We start from the raw sequence: 15,931 nt of genomic DNA on the forward strand, positions 1-15,931 counted from the left end.
CACCGTTGTCGGTCGGCCCGTTCCAAGGGCTGCCGTACCGTGGTCGGCCAGCCTGTCCCAACTGCCGCATCGTCGCCCGGTGAGCCCGCCCCAAGGGCTGCGACACCGTTGTCGGTCGGCCCGTCCCAAGGGCTGCCGTACCGTGGTCGGCCAGCCCGTCCCAACTGCCGCATCGCGGCCGGTCAGCCCGTCCCAATTGCGCGTCGCGCCCGGTCGGCCCGCCCCAAGGGCTGCGACACCGTGTCGGTCAACCCTCCCCAGGAGCTGCCACACCGTGTCGGTCGGCCCCTCCCGAGTGCCGCGCCGCGTCGGCTCGCCCGGACCGGGCCCTGCCGCGTCCGTCCGCCCGGAATAATCGCCGCCTGTCCGTACGGTGCCACCGCGGCCCGCTCCACCGCGGCCTGCTCCACCGCGGCCTGCTTCACCGCGGTCCGCCCCGCCGCGGCCCGCCACAGCCGCTCGGGGCCCCGCTGCCCGGACCGGTGCCGCCGCCCCCCGTCAGACCCGGGCGATGGGGGCCGTCACCGCGCCGGTCAGCGCCGCCAGGTCCGCCGGGGCCAGCTCGACCTCCAGACCGCGGCGGCCCGCCGAGACGCAGATCGTGGGGTGCCGTGACGCCGAGGCGTCGAGGACCGTGGGGAGCCGGCGGCGCTGGCCGAGCGGGGAGATGCCGCCCCGCACGTAGCCGGTGGCGCGTTCGGCGGCGGCCGGGTCCGCCATCGCGGCCCGCTTGCCGCCCGCCGCGGCGGCCAGCGCCTTGAGGTCGAGGGAGCCGGACACCGGCACGACGGCGACCGTCAGTGCTCCGTCGACCTCGGCGAGCAGGGTCTTGAACACCCGGCCGGGCTCGACGCCGAGCGCTTCCGCGGCCTCCTCGCCGTACGAGGCCGAGGCCGGGTCGTGCTCGTAGGAGTGCACCGTGAACGCCGTACCGGCCCGGGTGAGGGCCACGGTCGCCGGGGTGCCTCCCGCGCCCCGGCCGCCCTGTCGCTGCTTCTTCTTCGCCACGTACGCCACGCTCCGCGGGTCTCGCGCCGGCCGGGGCCGGGTCAGTTGGGGCTCATCGGCTGCCGGGTCAGCTCCACCGCGGGCAGCGAGGGGATGTTACGGATGACGGCGCTCTCCGCGCGAAGGAGTTTCAGCTCCTTCCGCAGCCGCTCCGCGGTGTCCGCCGCCTCCAGCAACTCCTGCTTGTCCGGGGTGTCGAGGACCGCCGCGGCGGCGACCAGGTAGGACAGCACGGAGGGTTCGCCGGGCAGTTCCTGCTCCCCGGCCAGCGAGCGTTCGCTCGCCCCCGCCAGCCGCTTCTGGTACGTACGGAACGCGCGCACGACCCCCGAGGCGAGCGCGCCCGCGCCGTCGCCCTCCCGCTCGGGGATCTCCTCGGTCTCGGCGGTCAGATACGCGCCGCCGGTGTCCACGGACACCAGCCGGATCCGGCTGGTGCCGGTGGCCAGCACCTCGAAACCGCCGTCCTCCCGCTCCCGTACGGTCGCGGCGTCGGCCACGCACCCCACGGGATGGAAGGCGGCCAGCGGGTCGCTGCCGAAGCCGGCGGCGGGGCCGAGTTCGGTGCGCGCCGTGGCGTCCGGCAGGCCGGTGGCGGTGGGGGCGACCTCGTGGCCGTCGCGGATGGCGACGACGGCGAAGCGCCGGGGCGCGTCCTCGCCGAGCTTCAGCAGATCGCGCATGAGCGCGCGGTAGCGCTGTTCGAAGACGTTCAGCGGCAGAACGAGGCCGGGGAACAGCACCGTGTTCAGGGGAAAGAGCGGAAGGCGCGCGGTGGTCACGACCGACAAGCCTAAAGGGTGTCCCGCGGGCCGCCGCGCGCCTCGGGGCACGGGGACCGCCGCTCAGCGCCCGCGGGTCGCGGGCCGTGCCGTCCGCTGCGTCCGCCGCCAGAGCGGCATCGTGGAGGCGACCTGGATCCGGGTGCCGTCGCGCATCTCCAGGAACTGGCCGAGCGGATCGTCCGAGACGGTGTTCCACGGGAAGGCGGTGGCGTGCGGGCCGATCAGCCGGAACTGCCGCAGCGCCTCCTCCCAGCGGCCCCGGACGATCAGCAGGTGGACGAGGACGTTGCGGGCCTGGGCGGGCCAGGGGTCGCCGGCCGGGTAGCGGTCGGACATCTCGATCGCGAGGTCGGCGGCGGCGTCCAGCCGGCTCCCGGGCAGCGGTCCCGGGTGGTCGAGCACGGCCTGCGCGGGCAGCGACCGGAGCAGTGACCCCGGCAGCGCGTCGGCCGCGGCCCGCTCGGCGAACCGCAGGCACGGATCGGCCTCCGGGGGCCACGCACCCGTTCCGCCGGACCGGTGCCCGGCTCCGCACCGGGCGGTGAGGTGGCGCAGCGCGGCGGTGTGGCAGCCGTGGTGGTGGGGCGAGCGCCGGGTGGCCTCTTCCCAGCAGTCGGTGAAGTCGGCGGCGGAGGCGCGCAGTCCGCGCAACCGGTCGAGGGCGACGCGCCAGGGCACCGGGTCGTGCGGGGCCGCCTCGGCGGCCTCCCGGACCAGCGGGCCGGCCGCCCGCAGCGGCTCCTCGCGGACCGTCCGCCGCAGCGCGCCGCGGACCGCGACCGCGGCGCGCAGCAGCAGCGCGTCCGGGTCGTACGGCGCGGCGGACAGCCACTGGTCCAGCCATCGGGAGCGGGACTGGGCGAAGCGGGCGAGGGCGGTGGCGAACCGGTCGCGGTTCTCCCACTCGCCGCCCTCCCGGGTGGCGGCGAGGAGCGCGGCGGCGGGCCGGTGGTCACCGAGGCCGGCGGCGGACAGGACCGGTGCCAGCTGTTCACCCGGTGCGTCGAGGACCACGTGGTCGTCGGGGACGAGTCCGGCGGCGAGTCGCGAGGTATGGCGAATCATGCGCGCGGTGCTGGTCAGCGCGCGTAGGTAAACCATGACAACCATTGAAAACCGCAGGTGGCAGGCTTACCAGAGGGAGACGGTGACGCTTCGGTATCAACGAATCGGTTGCCTGGGCAATGGTCAATAAAGGGTAAAAACCCTTGCTCCGGCGTCAGTTGGCGACGGCCGCCGCCACCCGCCTCCGGGGCCCGCGCCGAGCCCGGAGCCGGACCCGCCGCCGAGCCGCGGCCGAACCCGCACCCGGAGCCCGTCCCCTTGCCGCCGGCACTGCCCGTGGGCCGCCACCGGCACCGCCCCGTACGCCGACCCCGGCCCGTCCCCGAACGCCGCCCCCGTCCCCGTACGCCGCCCCCGCCCCCGCGCCGGACCGTGGCCGTCCCCCCGGCCGTGTCCCCGGATCCCGCCCCCGGCCCCGCCTCACTGGCGCCGCAGCAACCGCGAGGCACCCGCGGCGACCGTCGTGGCCAGCACCCAGCCCAGCAGGATCATCACCGCCGCCGCCCACTGATAGGCGCCCTGCATCTTCCAGAAGGTGTCCTGGCCGAGATTGATCACCGGCAGCAGCAGGTCCAGCGCGTAGAGGTACGGATTCCAGGTCGGTGCCCCCTCGCTGCTGATCGCGTCCGGTTCCAGCCGCCCGAAGAGCAGCGCGCCCACCGCCCACAGCACGCCCATCCACAGCGCGGCCCGGCCCGGCCGGTAGCCGTACGCCACGGTCCAGTCCTGGAGGTACCCCCACAGCTTCCCGGCCAGCGGCAGCGTCTCGCGGCGCCGGCGCTGCTTGGCGAGCAGCACCTCGCGCGCCTCCGCGTCCTCACCGCTCGCCCGCATCGCGTTGGACAACTGCTCGTACGGCTCGGGGGCGTACTCCGGGGTGGCGGCGGCGATCCACTCCAGCCGCCGGGCCATCGAGAACGAGCCCCGCGGGATCAGGCACTCGTACGAGAAGCCCGCCATGGCCAGCCCGCCCGGCCCGGGCCAGCTCGTCGCCCGGTCCACCAGATTGACGACCTTCGCGCCGGACAGCACCACCCGCCCCCGCTGAGGCCGCTCGCACAGGAACCGCATCTCCGGTGTCTGTATTCGGCGCAGCGACAGCTCCTGGTCGGACTCCATGACGAACCGCGCCTGCTCGAAGTCGACGGCGTCACCGAAGCGCCCGTCGTCGAGCCGCACCCCGCCCTCGCACTCGAAGCGCTGCATCCGGGTGCCGCGCATCGGGGTGGTGGTCACCCCGTACGGCGGGGTGGTGCCGCTGGCGAAGGGCGAGCTGCTCAGCCCGGCCGCCGTCAGATAGAGGGTGCGCTCGACGGTGAGCTGCGGGGCGTTCAGCGCGCGCCGCCCGTGCGGATTGCGCAGCCGGCTGCCGCGCAGGCTCAGCGAGACCCCGACCTGCGCGCCGCGCAGGCTGATCTCCCCGTACGACTCGATCATCTCGGCCTGGATGTCCTGCGCGACGTTCAGCCCGTCCGCGACGATCGAACGCCCCTTGCGGTCGCGGTGCACGGTGAGCTGGTTCAGCAGCAGGTCCGTGCCGATCTGGGCGTCGGTGAGCCGGATGCCGTTCTCCACGGTGCAGCGCGGCAGATGCAGATCGCCCTCGGTGCGCAGCCGGGCGCCCTCGACCCGCGGGATGCGGCAGCCGACCAGCCGCAGCGTGGAGAAGTGCGCCTCGGGCAGCAGGATCTCCTTCTCGAAGCGGCAGTTGTGCATCTCGACGTACGGCTCGACGGCGCCGCCGGAGACGTCCAGCGTGCCGGTGATGTACGCGCCGTTCAGCTTCAGCGAGGTGACCCGCCCGGGCTGCGGCGGCGGGCCGTCCAGCAGTAACAGCGCCACCACCCGGGCGCGCACGCTGCGCTCCGGGCCCCAGTGGTACTGCCCGTCGGGGTCGTCGTGGACCGGGTTGTGGCTGCGCAGGTCGTGTGTGCTGCCGTTGCGGAACGCCTGCCACATGCCCCATTCGGCCGGGGTCAGCTCCAGTGAGGCCGGCGGCTCGCTGTCACCTGGCACGGTCACTCTTCGCACCCCTCCTCGGCCCGCGCGGGCGCCCTCGCCCGCACAGGCTTCATTCCCGGTGAGTAACGGCCTGAAAGCCAACAGTCATGAGTGACTCTAGGGGGTCGTATCAATGAGTGATACAGGCGGCCGGGGCGGCCGCCTGGTCTGAGACACTTGACTGCGTGATCTCCCGAATCGACCTGCGCGGCGCCGCCCTCCCCGAGGGCTCCGCCCTGCGCGATCTGCTGCCCCGAGCCGACTTCGACGTCGAGGCCGCCCTGGACAAGGTGCGGCCCATCTGCGAAGACGTACGGCATCGCGGCACCGCGGCGCTCATCGACTACGCGCAGCGGTTCGACGGCGTCACCCTGGACCGGATCCGGGTCCCCGCCGAGGCCCTGACCCGGGCGCTCGCCGAGCTGGACCCGGCCGTGCGCGCCGCCCTGGAGGAGTCGGTCCGCCGCGCCCGGCTCGTCCACCGCGAGCAGCGCCGCACCGACCACACCACCCAGGTCGTGCCCGGCGGCACCGTCACCGAGCGCTGGGTGCCCGTCGAGCGCGTCGGCCTGTACGTCCCCGGCGGCCTCGCCGTCTATCCGTCCTCCGTCGTGATGAACGTCGTCCCCGCCCAGGAGGCGGGCGTCGAGGGCATCGCGGTCAGCTCGCCGCCGCAGGCCGGGTTCGGCGGCCTGCCGCACCCGGTGATCCTCGCCGCCTGCGCCCTCCTCGGCGTCGACGAGGTCTACGCCGCGGGCGGTGCCCAGGCCGTCGCCATGTTCGCGTACGGCACCGAGGAGTGCCGCCCGGTGAACCTCGTCACCGGCCCCGGCAACATCTACGTCGCCTCCGCCAAGCGCCTGCTCAAGGGCCGGATCGGGATCGACGCCGAGGCCGGGCCGACGGAGATCGCGATCCTTGCCGACGCCGGCGCCGACGCCGCGCACGTCGCCTCCGACCTGATCAGCCAGGCCGAGCACGACACGCTCGCCGCCGCCGTCCTCGTCACGGACTCGCCCGAGCTGGCCGACGCCGTCGAGGCCGAGCTGAAGACGCAGGTCGGGGCCACCCGGCACCGGGAGCGCATCACCGCGGCGCTGGCCGGACGGCAGTCCGCGATCGTCCTCGTCGACGGCGTCGACGAGGGCCTGCGGGTCACCGACGCCTACGGCGCCGAGCACCTGGAGATCCAGACCGCCGACGCCTCCGCCGTCGCCGCCCGGGTCCGCAACGCCGGAGCCGTGTTCGTCGGCCCCTACGCCCCGGTCTCCCTCGGCGACTACTGCGCCGGGTCCAACCACGTGCTGCCCACCGGCGGCTGCGCCTGCCACTCCTCGGGCCTGTCCGTGCAGTCCTTCCTGCGCGGCATCCATGTCGTGGACTACACCCGCGACGCCCTCGCCGAGGTCGCCCACCACGTGGTCACCCTCGCCGAGGCCGAGGATCTGCCCGCCCACGGGGCGGCGCTGAAGGCAAGGTTCGACTGGAAGGTACCGGCGGCCAAGTGACCGGCATCGACGATCTGCCCATCCGGGACGAGCTGCGCGGCAAGACCCCGTACGGAGCGCCGCAGCTCGACGTCCCGGTCCGGCTCAACACCAACGAGAACCCGTACCCGCTGCCCGAGCCGCTGGTCCGGCGCATCGCGGAGCGCGTCACCGAGGCCGCCCGCACCCTCAACCGCTACCCCGACCGGGACGCCGTCGAGTTGCGCACGGGCCTCGCGGACTACCTCAGCCGCACCTGCGGACACCGGGTCACCGCCCCCCAGGTCTGGGCGGCCAACGGCTCCAACGAGGTCATCCAGCAGCTGCTCCAGGCCTTCGGCGGCCCCGGCCGCACCGCGATCGGCTTCGAGCCCTCGTACTCCATGCACGCCCTGATCTCGCGCGGCACCGGCACCGGCTGGATCTCCGGTCCGCGGAGCGAGGACTTCACCATCGACACCGGCGCCGCCGTGGCCGCCATCGCCGAGCACCGGCCGGACGTCGTCTTCATCACCTCGCCCAACAACCCGACCGGCACCGCCGTGGACGCCGACACGGTCCTCGCCCTCCACGAGGCGGCGCAGGCCGCGAAGCCGTCGCTGGTGGTCGTCGACGAGGCGTACGGGGAATTCAGCCACCGCCCGTCGCTGTTGCCGCTCATCGAGGGCCGCCCGCACCTGGTGGTCAGCCGCACCATGTCCAAGGCGTTCGGCGCCGCCGGGCTGCGGCTCGGCTACCTCGCGGCGGACCCGGCCGTCGTGGACGCCGTACAGCTGGTCCGGCTGCCGTACCACCTGTCCGCCGTTACCCAGGCCACCGCGCTCGCCGCCCTGGAGCACACCGATACGCTGCTCGGGTACGTCGACCAGCTCAAGGCCGAGCGGGACCGGCTGGTCACGGAGCTGCGCGCGCTGGGCTGCGAGGTGACCGACTCGGACGCCAACTTCGTGCAGTTCGGCCGGTTCGAGGACAGCCACCGGGCCTGGCAGCGACTGCTGGAGCAGGGCGTCCTGGTGCGGGACAACGGTGTCCCCGGCCGGCTGCGGGTCACCGCCGGCACCCCGGAGGAGAACGACGCGTTCCTCGACGCGGTGCGCGTGCTGATGAAGCAGTCCGCATGAACGCGCGTACGGAACGGGCGTGCGGCAGCGTGAACGAGCGCGAGTCCGCACCGGATCAGACCAAGGAGACGACACGAGCATGAGCCGCACCGGCCGGGTGGAGCGCACCACCAAGGAGACGAAGGTCCTGGTCGAGATCGACCTCGACGGCACCGGCAAGACCGAGATCTCGACAGGCGTGGGCTTCTACGACCACATGCTCGACCAGCTCGGCCGGCACGGTCTCTTCGACCTCACCGTCCGGACCGAGGGCGACCTGCACATCGACAGCCACCACACCATCGAGGACACCGCGCTCGCGCTGGGCGCCGCCTTCAAGCAGGCGCTCGGCGACAAGGTCGGCATCTACCGCTTCGGCAACTGCACCGTGCCGCTGGACGAGTCCCTCGCCCAGGTCACCGTCGACCTCTCCGGCCGCCCCTACCTCGTGCACACCGAGCCCGAGAAGATGGCGCCGATGATCGGCGAGTACGACACCACGATGACCCGGCACATCCTGGAGTCCTTCGTCGCCCAGGCACAGGTCGCGCTGCACGTCCACGTCCCGTACGGGCGCAACGCGCACCACATCGTCGAGTGCCAGTTCAAGGCGCTCGCCCGCGCCCTGCGCTACGCCTCCGAGCCCGACCCGCGCGCCGCCGGGATCCTGCCGTCCACCAAGGGCGCCCTGTGACCGGGCTCTCGACACTGCTGATCGTCGTCGGTCTGTTCCTGCTCGGCGGGGTGATCTCCTTCGCCAAGCAGGGCCTGCCCAAGGGCGTCGTCGTGCTGCTCGGTGTCGCGTCCGCGCTGTGCCTGGTGGCGGGCGTCATGCGATGGGAGGTCTGGTCGTGACCGATCCGAAGAAGAAGGTCGTCGTCTTCGACTACGGCTTCGGCAACGTCCGCTCCGCCGAGCGGGCCCTCGTCCGGGCGGGCGCCGACGTCGAGATCACCGGGGACTACGACAGGGCGATGAACGCCGACGGGCTGCTCGTCCCGGGCGTCGGTGCCTTCGCCGCCTGCATGCGGGGACTGACCGAGGCCCGCGGCGACTGGGTCGTCGGGCGGCGGCTGGCCGGGGGGCGGCCCGTGATGGGCATCTGCGTCGGCATGCAGATCCTGTTCGCCCGCGGCATCGAGCACGGTGTGGAGGCCGCCGGACTGGACGAGTGGCCCGGCACCGTCGGCCCGCTGCGGGCCCCCGTCGTGCCGCACATGGGCTGGAACACCGTCGAGCCCGCCGAGAACTCACAGCTGTTCGCAGGCCTGGACCGGGACAGCCGCTACTACTTCGTGCACTCCTACGCCGTCGGCGACTGGGAGTTCGAGGCGGGCAACACCGGCATCCGCGCCCCGAAGGTCAGCTGGTCCACGCACGGCGAGCCGTTCGTCGCCGCCGTCGAGAACGGCCCGCTGTGGGCGACCCAGTTCCACCCGGAGAAGTCCGGTGACGCCGGCGCCCAGCTGCTCCGCAACTGGGTCGGTACCCTCTGAAGCCGCCGCACCCGCCGCGCGCCGCGCCCGGAACGACAGCCGCCCGGGCGCCCGCCCCGCCGACGACCAGACGACCCGACGAACCGATGACCACGACACGAAGGCAGCCATGAGCAGCACGCACCGCCTCGAACTCCTCCCCGCCGTCGACGTCCGCGACGGCCAGGCCGTCCGCCTGGTGCACGGCGAGTCCGGCTCCGAGACGTCCTACGGCGACCCGCTCGCCGCCGCCCTCACCTGGCAGCGGGCCGGCGCCGAGTGGCTGCACCTGGTGGACCTCGACGCGGCCTTCGGCACCGGTGACAACCGGGAGCGGATCGCCGAGGTCGCCCGCTCCATGGACATCAAGGTGGAGCTGTCCGGCGGCATCCGCGACGACGACACCCTCGCCGCCGCCCTCGCCACCGGCTGCACCCGCGTCAACCTCGGCACCGCCGCCCTGGAGACCCCCGAGTGGGTCGCCAAGGTCATCGCCGAGCACGGGGACAAGATCGCCGTCGGCCTCGACGTGCGCGGCACCACGCTGCGCGGGCGCGGTTGGACCCGGGACGGCGGCGACCTCTACGAGACCCTGGCCCGCCTGGACTCCGAGGGCTGTGCCCGCTATGTCGTCACCGACATCGCCAAGGACGGCACCCTGGGTGGCCCGAACCTGGAGCTGCTGCGCGGGGTGTGCGCCGCCACCGACCGGCCCGTGGTGGCCTCGGGCGGCGTCTCCTCGCTCGACGACCTGCGGGCGATCGCCGGCCTGGTCCCGGAGGGTGTCGAGGGAGCCATCGTGGGCAAGGCCCTCTACGCCAAGGCCTTCACCCTGGAAGAAGCGCTCGCAGCCGTGTCACAGCGCTGACCGACCACCGCAGAGGAGCAGCAGCCGATGAGCGAGCCCGCCGCCGTACAGCGAGTGCAGACCGACAGCCCCTGGGAGGAGTCGATCGGCTTCGCGCGCGCTGTCGCGGCGGGTGACCGGGTGCTCGTCGCCGGGACCATGCCGCTGGCCGACGGCGCGATCCAGGGGGAGGGCGACCCGTACGAGCAGGCGCGGGCCGCCTTCGGCAACGCCCTGGCCGCGCTGGAGCCGTTCTCCCTCGGCCCCGAATCCGTCATCCGAACCCGTATGTACCTCACCCACGCGCGTGACGTGGACGCGGTCGGCCGCGCCCACCAGGAGATCTTCGGCGCCGTCCGGCCGGCCGCGACCCTCGTCGTGGTCTCCGGCTTCGTCGACTCGCGCGTGCTGGTCGAGGTCGAGATCGAAGCATTCCGAGGAGCGACGACACCATGACCCTGGCGGTCCGAGTCATTCCCTGCCTGGACGTGGACGGCGGCCGGGTCGTCAAGGGCGTCAACTTCAAGAACCTCCGTGACGCGGGCGACCCCGTGGAGATGGCCAAGCTGTACGACGCCGAGGGCGCCGACGAGCTGACCTTCCTCGACATCACGGCGTCCTCCGGCGACCGCGAGACCACCTACGACGTGGTGCGACGCACCGCCGAGCAGGTGTTCATCCCGCTCACCGTCGGCGGCGGCGTGCGCACCCCGGAGGACGTCGACAAGCTGCTGCGGGCCGGCGCGGACAAGGTCGGTGTCAACACCGCCGCGATCGCCCGCCCGGAGCTGATCCGGGAGATCTCCGAGCGGTTCGGCAGCCAGGTGCTGGTCCTCTCCGTCGACGCCCGGCGCTGCCCCGACGGCACACAGACCGCATCCGGCTTCGAGGTCACCACCCACGGCGGCCGCCGCGGCACCGGCATCGACGCCGTCGAGTGGGCCCACCGCGCGGCGGAGCTGGGGGCGGGGGAGATCCTGCTCAACTCCATGGACGCCGACGGGACCAAGGACGGCTACGACACGTCCATGATCAAGGCGGTGCGCGCCCGGGTGGCCGTCCCGGTGATCGCCTCCGGCGGCGCGGGCCGGCTGGAGGACTTCCCGCCGGCCGTGGCGGCGGGCGCCGACGCGGTCCTCGCGGCCTCCGTCTTCCACTTCGGAGACCTGCGCATCGGCGAGGTCAAGGACACGCTGCGCGGGGCGGGCCACCCGGTCCGCTGAGGACCGGGCGGCCACGGCCACCCGGCCCCGCGGCGGACGCCGTCAGATGCCGAGCTGCTTCGCCCCGTACGCCTGCGCGACGGCCTCCTTGTCGCCCTCCGCCTCCACCCGGGCCTGCTCCTGCCGGCCGAAGAGGAACAGCAGCAGCTCGCCCGGCTCGCCGGTGACCGTGACGACCGGGGTGCCGCGCCGGGCGACCGCCGTGCGGCCGTCGGGGCGGCGCAGGACCAGGCCGACCGGGGACTTGCGGCCCATCACCCGGGCCACCCGCTCGATCCGGGACCACAGCACGTCCGCGAAGACCGGGTCCAGCTCGCGCGGCGTCCAGTCGGGCCGCGCCCGCCGGACGTCCTCGGCGTGGACGTAGAACTCCACCGTGTTCGCGGCCTCGTCCACCTGCTTCAGGGAGAACGGGGACATCCGCGGCGGGCCGGTGCGGATCAGCTGGATCAGCTCCTCGTACGGCTTCGCGGTGAACTCCGCCGTCACCCGCTCCAGCCGGGCCGCGAGCGGCTTGATGAACGCGCCCCCGGCCGCGTCGGCGCGGCGTTCGCGCACCACGAGGTGCACGGCGAGGTCGCGGGTGGTCCAGCCGTCGCAGAGCGTCGGGGCCGCGGGACCCGCGCTCTCCAACAGATCGGCCAGAAGAAGACGTTCGCGCTTCGCATGGGTCGACATGCCGCCAGCCTACGGCCGCGCGCCCGGACCGGTCACGGTGCCGCGCGGTGCCGACGCCGGGCGCCGTGCCGGGGGCCGCTCCTCCGGCCCGCCCGGTCTCTGTTTCTCCGGCCCGCCCGGTCCCTGTCTTCTCCCGCCCGCCCGGTCCCTGTCTTCTCCCGCCCGCCCGGTCCCTGTTTCTCCCGCACTCCCGGGACGCGTTGTTCCCGCCCTCCTCGCCGCTGCTTCTCCCGCCCTCCCCGGCCCTGTCTTCTCCCGCCCTCCTTGCCCTGTCTTCTCCCGCCCTCCTCGCCCTGTTTTCCGGCGCCCTGTTTTCCCGCGCCCGCGCCGCGGCGGCACAATGGGGCCCATGCCCAGCAATCCCGGCCGGCCCTCCGGCCTCGATCCCGCCGTCGCCGCCCGCCTCAAGCGGAACGCCGACGGCCTCGTGCCCGCCGTCGCCCAGCAGTACGACACCGGTGAGGTGCTGATGCTCGGCTGGATGGACGACGAGGCGCTGCACCGCACGCTCACCACCGGCCGCTGCACCTACTGGAGCCGCAGCCGCGGGGAGTACTGGGTCAAGGGCGACACCTCCGGCCACTTCCAGCACGTCAAGTCGGTCGCCCTGGACTGCGACGGCGACACGCTGCTGGTCAGGGTCGACCAGGTCGGAGCGGCCTGCCACACGGGCGACCGGACCTGCTTCGACGCGAACGAACTGCCGCTGGGACCGGCGGACTGAACGACCGGGGCCGTCGGCCCGGGGACCGCCCCGCCCCGGGATGCCGCCCGGCCCGGGACTGCCCCGCCCCGGGAGCTGCCGGGCCCGGGGCGGCGCGGCGGGACCGCGTCCTGGCACGGGACCGGGACCCCGTCCGTGCGGGGACCCCGTCCGTGCCGGGGTCCGGTCCGCGCGTGGCTGTGGCTCCGTCTCTCCCGGTGCCGGCTGCGTCGTGTCCGGGCCGGGCCCGGCCGTCCGTAGGTACACGTCCGTTCCGTACGCACACGCCCCTTCCGTACGGGCCCGGCCTCACCGTGCGAGACGCGCCCACCCGCATGGTGAACGCCTCCACCGCCCGCGGCCGGCGCCCACTAGGATCCCGGCCCATGGACACCGGTGCCGCCACGACGGATCTCGAGACCTTCCGCAAACTGGCGGCCGACCGCCGTGTCATCCCCGTCAGCCGCAGGCTGCTCGCGGATTCCGACACCCCGGTCGGCCTCTACCGGAAGCTGGCGGCCGAGCGCCCCGGGACGTTCCTGCTGGAGTCGGCCGAGAACGGCCGCTCCTGGTCCCGCTACTCCTTCGTCGGCGTCCGCAGCGACGCCACCCTCACCGTCCGCGACGGTGAGGCCCACTGGCTCGGCACCCCGCCCGTCGGCGTGCCCACCGAGGGCGACCCGCTCGACGCGCTCCGGGCCACCGTGGAGACCCTGCACACCCCGCGCGACCTGGGCCGGCAGCTGGAGCTGCCGCCCTTCACCGGCGGCATGGTCGGCTATCTCGGCTACGACATCGTGCGCCGCCTGGAGCGGATCGGCGACAGCACCCGGGACGACCTCGGCCTGCCCGAACTGACCATGCTGCTCACCTCGGACCTCGCCGTGCTCGACCACTGGGACGGCACCGTCCTGCTGATCGCCAACGCGATCAACCACAATGACCTGGACACCGGCGTCGACGAGGCGTACGCCGACGCCGTCGCCCGGCTCGACGCGATGGCCGCGGACCTCGCGCGACCGGTGCCCGGCGGGGCGGCGGGCGCGGCGCTGCCGGCCTCCGAACTCCCCGAGTACACCCAGGACTGGGGCGGCGAGCAGTACCGGGAGGTCGTCGACGACATCAAGGAACGCATCCGGGCGGGCGAGGCCTTCCAGGTGGTGCCCTCGCAGCGGTTCGAGACGCCCTGCCCGGCATCCGCGCTGGACGTCTACCGGGTGCTCCGGGCCACCAACCCCAGCCCGTACATGTACCTCTTCCGCTTCCCCGGGCTCGACGGGGCCGAGGGCTTCGACGTCGTCGGCTCCAGCCCCGAGGCGCTGGTCAAGGTCGAGGACGGGCGCGCGCTGCTGCACCCGATCGCCGGCACCCGGCCGCGCGGCGCGACACCGCAGGAGGACGCCGCCCTCGCCGAGGACCTGATGGCCGACCCCAAGGAGCGGGCCGAGCATCTGATGCTGGTCGACCTCGGGCGGAACGACCTCGGCCGGGTCTGCGAGCCCGGCAGCGTCGAGGTGGTCGACTTCATGTCGGTGGAGCGCTACAGCCACGTCATGCACATCGTCTCCACGGTGGTCGGCCGGGTGGCGGAGGGCCGCACCGCCTTCGACGTGCTCACCGCCTGCTTCCCGGCGGGCACCCTGTCGGGGGCCCCGAAGCCGCGGGCGCTGCAGATCATCGAGGAGGTCGAGCCGACCAGGCGCGGGCTGTACGGCGGCTGCGTCGGCTATCTCGACTTCGCCGGGGACTCCGACACCGCCATCGCGATCCGTACCGCGCTGCTGCGGGGCGGGACCGCGTATGTGCAGGCGGGTGCCGGGGTGGTCGCCGACTCGGACCCGGCGGCCGAGGACACGGAGTGCCGCAACAAGGCGGCGGCCGTGCTCCGGGCCGTCGCGATGGCGGCGAAGCTCTCCGCCGCGGGCCCGCGGTAGCGCACGGCCCGCCGGGACGGGCGGCGCCTCCGCCTTGTCGCGGCACTCCGCAGGCCCCGGTGCCGGACGTCTCCCGCCTTGGGCAGCGGGGCCGCGTCGCGGGCGGTGGCCGGGGGACGTCTTCCGCGGGCCGGGTGAGCGGACCGGGCGACCCGCGCCGGGCCGGTGCGGGGGCGCCCCGGGCACCGGACGCCCGCCGGGGGTCCCCCGGGTGACCCGGGGCGGCCGGGACGCGCGATAGTGGTGGGGTGAGTGCTGAACCCGAGCGTGACCCCAGGGACGGGAGCGCCGTACCCGAGACCGCGGCCTCCGCGACGGCCGAGCGCGGTGGCAGGCGAAGTCTGGCCGCCGCCCTGCTGCTCGGCGCCGCCGGTGCCGCACTGGCCCTGCTGGCCGGCGGGCAGACCTGGAGCGAGGCCACCACGGCCGCCGCGCAGGGGACGATGCCCCTGACCGCGGAGGGCCGGGACGTCACCGGGGTCCCCGCGGCGCTCGCGATCGTCGGGCTCGCCGCGCTCGTCGCCGTCTTCGCCGTGCGCCGGTCCGGCCGGACCCTGGTGGCCGTGCTGCTCGCGCTGAGCGGTCTCGGCACCGCCGTCACCTCCGTGCTCGGCGGCACGGACACCGGCGCGCTGGAGGCGAAGGCCGCCGAGGCGACCGGACTCGTCGGGGCGGACGTCTCCGGCGTCGGCCACACCGTCTGGCCCTGGATCTCCGCCCTCGCCGGTGTCCTGCTGCTGATCGCCGGACTCCTGGCGCTGCGGCACGGCCGGCGGTGGCCTTCGATGTCCGGCCGTTACGAGCGCCCGGGCGGCGCGGCGCGCCGCCCGGGAGGCGCCGCCCCGGACCCGGAGCGGCCCGAGGAGATGTGGAAGGCGCTGGACCGGGGAGAGGACCCGACGCGCGACGACTGAGCGGCCGGCGCGGAGACGGGCGCTGGGCGAAGCGCCGCTTCCCGCCGCCGCGAGCTGCCGTTCGCGGCGGGCCGGGCGGGGAGCGGGCGCCGCTGCTGACCGCCGGACGGGACCGGCCGCACCGCCGCACGGCCGGGACCGGCGCCCCCCGGCGGCCGTGCCCGACGGCCCACCCCCGATCACGCTGCCACGGCCCGTCAGGGACAATGGACAGCGAGCGTTCACCGCGCCCGAGCCAGGCGCACACAGCAACGAGGAGAACTCATGGCGGGCACCGACCACGGACACACCCCGGCCGCCTGGACCGGCGTCATCATCGCCTTCATCGGCTTCTGCGTCGCGGGCGCCTTCACGGTCATGGCGAGCCCGGTCGGCTTCGTGGCCGGGCTGGTGATCGTCGCTCTCGGCGGCATCGTCGGCTGGGTGATGAGCAAGGCCGGACTCGGCCAGACCCCGGCTCCGGCGAAGCGCTCGGAGCAGCAGCTGCAGCACTGAGGCGCCGCCGGCCCGGGCCGGCTTCGCGGGCGTGGTTCCGGAGCGCGCACGGCCGTACGGCGGTGCCGGGACGCTCCGGGGCTGCGCCTTCGCGCGTACCGGGGGAGACTCGGCGTGTGAGGGACGATTCCGTGCGGCAGCTGCCGCGACGTGCCACGGGCGGACGGCCGGAGCCCCCGGCCCCGCCGCCGGACCGGCCCGCCGAGCCCCAGGACC

Annotated in this window: 17 protein-coding genes; 12 read left to right on the forward strand and 5 right to left on the reverse strand. The window is 74.4% G+C overall.

Annotation, left to right across the window (positions count from 1 at the left end):
* Window positions 1–498: 498 nt before the first annotated feature.
* The 4 genes from ybaK to GCU69_RS26360 form a co-directional block, all read right to left on the reverse strand.
* Complete coding sequence (gene ybaK / locus GCU69_RS26345; protein WP_098751468.1) at window positions 499–1,008, reverse strand: Cys-tRNA(Pro) deacylase; 510 nt, start codon at window positions 1,006–1,008, stop codon at window positions 499–501.
* A gap of 41 nt (window positions 1,009–1,049) precedes the next feature.
* Window positions 1,050–1,790 (reverse strand): LON peptidase substrate-binding domain-containing protein, encoded by a 741-nt coding sequence (locus GCU69_RS26350; protein ID WP_098751467.1) that lies wholly within the window; start codon window positions 1,788–1,790, stop codon window positions 1,050–1,052.
* Between the two features lie 63 nt (window positions 1,791–1,853).
* Window positions 1,854–2,894 carry a hypothetical protein gene (locus GCU69_RS26355; RefSeq protein ID WP_156207369.1) on the reverse strand — a complete coding sequence of 347 codons (1,041 nt, stop codon included), beginning with the start codon at window positions 2,892–2,894 and terminating at the stop codon, window positions 1,854–1,856.
* Between the two features lie 384 nt (window positions 2,895–3,278).
* Entirely contained in the window at window positions 3,279–4,880 is a 1,602-nt protein-coding gene (locus GCU69_RS26360; RefSeq protein ID WP_156207370.1) for an oxidoreductase, read from the reverse strand.
* Window positions 4,881–5,044: 164 nt separating this feature from the next.
* Between GCU69_RS26360 and hisD the strand changes: the two genes are divergently transcribed.
* The 8 genes from hisD (at window position 5,045) to hisF (ending at window position 10,991) form a co-directional block, all read left to right on the forward strand.
* Window positions 5,045–6,367, forward strand: coding sequence for a histidinol dehydrogenase (gene hisD, locus GCU69_RS26365; RefSeq protein ID WP_098751437.1), 1,323 nt, complete (start codon window positions 5,045–5,047; stop codon window positions 6,365–6,367).
* The gene (locus GCU69_RS26370; RefSeq protein ID WP_098751436.1) at window positions 6,364–7,467 is read left to right on the forward strand and encodes a histidinol-phosphate transaminase; all 1,104 of its coding nucleotides are present in this window, start codon (window positions 6,364–6,366) and stop codon (window positions 7,465–7,467) included. Before hisD ends, GCU69_RS26370 begins: the two co-directional genes overlap by 4 nt.
* 79 nt (window positions 7,468–7,546) lie before the next feature.
* The gene (gene hisB / locus GCU69_RS26375; protein ID WP_156207371.1) at window positions 7,547–8,140 is read left to right on the forward strand and encodes an imidazoleglycerol-phosphate dehydratase HisB; all 594 of its coding nucleotides are present in this window, start codon (window positions 7,547–7,549) and stop codon (window positions 8,138–8,140) included.
* Window positions 8,137–8,301 carry a hypothetical protein gene (locus GCU69_RS32835; protein WP_170315938.1) on the forward strand — a complete coding sequence of 55 codons (165 nt, stop codon included), beginning with the start codon at window positions 8,137–8,139 and terminating at the stop codon, window positions 8,299–8,301. The genes hisB and GCU69_RS32835 overlap by 4 nt, the downstream gene beginning before the upstream one ends.
* Window positions 8,298–8,942, forward strand: a complete 645-nt coding sequence (gene hisH, locus GCU69_RS26380; protein WP_408055847.1) for an imidazole glycerol phosphate synthase subunit HisH — start codon at window positions 8,298–8,300, stop codon at window positions 8,940–8,942. The genes GCU69_RS32835 and hisH overlap by 4 nt, the downstream gene beginning before the upstream one ends.
* Window positions 8,943–9,051: 109 nt before the next feature.
* A complete protein-coding gene (priA, locus tag GCU69_RS26385) occupies window positions 9,052–9,789 on the forward strand; it encodes a bifunctional 1-(5-phosphoribosyl)-5-((5-phosphoribosylamino)methylideneamino)imidazole-4-carboxamide isomerase/phosphoribosylanthranilate isomerase PriA (protein ID WP_098751433.1) in 738 nt (245 codons plus the stop codon).
* Window positions 9,790–9,816: 27 nt separating this feature from the next.
* Entirely contained in the window at window positions 9,817–10,224 is a 408-nt protein-coding gene (locus GCU69_RS26390) for a RidA family protein (RefSeq protein ID WP_098751432.1), read from the forward strand.
* A complete protein-coding gene (gene hisF, locus GCU69_RS26395; protein WP_156207372.1) occupies window positions 10,221–10,991 on the forward strand; it encodes an imidazole glycerol phosphate synthase subunit HisF in 771 nt (256 codons plus the stop codon). The genes GCU69_RS26390 and hisF overlap by 4 nt, the downstream gene beginning before the upstream one ends.
* 42 nt (window positions 10,992–11,033) lie before the next feature.
* On the opposite strand, the gene GCU69_RS26400 is transcribed toward hisF, so the two are convergent.
* Entirely contained in the window at window positions 11,034–11,669 is a 636-nt protein-coding gene (locus tag GCU69_RS26400; protein WP_098751430.1) for a TIGR03085 family metal-binding protein, read from the reverse strand.
* Window positions 11,670–12,018: 349 nt separating this feature from the next.
* On the opposite strand from GCU69_RS26400, the gene hisI reads away from it, so the two are divergent.
* The 4 genes from hisI (at window position 12,019) to GCU69_RS26420 (ending at window position 15,715) form a co-directional block, all read left to right on the forward strand.
* Window positions 12,019–12,393 (forward strand): phosphoribosyl-AMP cyclohydrolase, encoded by a 375-nt coding sequence (gene hisI, locus GCU69_RS26405; protein WP_098751428.1) that lies wholly within the window; start codon window positions 12,019–12,021, stop codon window positions 12,391–12,393.
* A 365-nt stretch (window positions 12,394–12,758) separates the two neighbouring features.
* On the forward strand, window positions 12,759–14,306 hold the full coding sequence (locus tag GCU69_RS26410; RefSeq protein WP_098751427.1) for an anthranilate synthase component I: 1,548 nt from the start codon (window positions 12,759–12,761) through the stop codon (window positions 14,304–14,306).
* 248 nt (window positions 14,307–14,554) lie between these two features.
* Window positions 14,555–15,220: a TIGR02234 family membrane protein gene (locus GCU69_RS26415; RefSeq protein WP_098751426.1), complete on the forward strand. Its 666-nt coding sequence runs from the start codon at window positions 14,555–14,557 to the stop codon at window positions 15,218–15,220.
* Window positions 15,221–15,484: 264 nt separating this feature from the next.
* Window positions 15,485–15,715: an HGxxPAAW family protein gene (locus GCU69_RS26420; RefSeq protein ID WP_098751425.1), complete on the forward strand. Its 231-nt coding sequence runs from the start codon at window positions 15,485–15,487 to the stop codon at window positions 15,713–15,715.
* Window positions 15,716–15,931 lie beyond the last annotated feature (216 nt).

The organism is Streptomyces lycii, assembly GCF_009735685.1.
In the GTDB taxonomy this organism is placed as follows: domain Bacteria; phylum Actinomycetota; class Actinomycetes; order Streptomycetales; family Streptomycetaceae; genus Streptomyces; species Streptomyces lycii.

Bases quoted from the DNA above. Each gene is read 5' to 3' on its own strand.
- GCU69_RS26355 (WP_156207369.1), bottom strand. From the start codon at position 2,894: ATGGTTTACCTACGCGCGCTGACCAGCACCGCGCGCATGATTCGCCAT.
- hisB (WP_156207371.1), top strand. From the start codon at position 7,547: ATGAGCCGCACCGGCCGGGTGGAGCGCACCACCAAGGAGACGAAGGTC.
- priA (WP_098751433.1), top strand. From the start codon at position 9,052: ATGAGCAGCACGCACCGCCTCGAACTCCTCCCCGCCGTCGACGTCCGC.
- GCU69_RS26390 (WP_098751432.1), top strand. From the start codon at position 9,817: ATGAGCGAGCCCGCCGCCGTACAGCGAGTGCAGACCGACAGCCCCTGG.
- hisF (WP_156207372.1), top strand. From the start codon at position 10,221: ATGACCCTGGCGGTCCGAGTCATTCCCTGCCTGGACGTGGACGGCGGC.
- GCU69_RS26400 (WP_098751430.1), bottom strand. From the start codon at position 11,669: ATGTCGACCCATGCGAAGCGCGAACGTCTTCTTCTGGCCGATCTGTTG.
- hisI (WP_098751428.1), top strand. From the start codon at position 12,019: ATGCCCAGCAATCCCGGCCGGCCCTCCGGCCTCGATCCCGCCGTCGCC.
- GCU69_RS26410 (WP_098751427.1), top strand. From the start codon at position 12,759: ATGGACACCGGTGCCGCCACGACGGATCTCGAGACCTTCCGCAAACTG.
- GCU69_RS26420 (WP_098751425.1), top strand. From the start codon at position 15,485: ATGGCGGGCACCGACCACGGACACACCCCGGCCGCCTGGACCGGCGTC.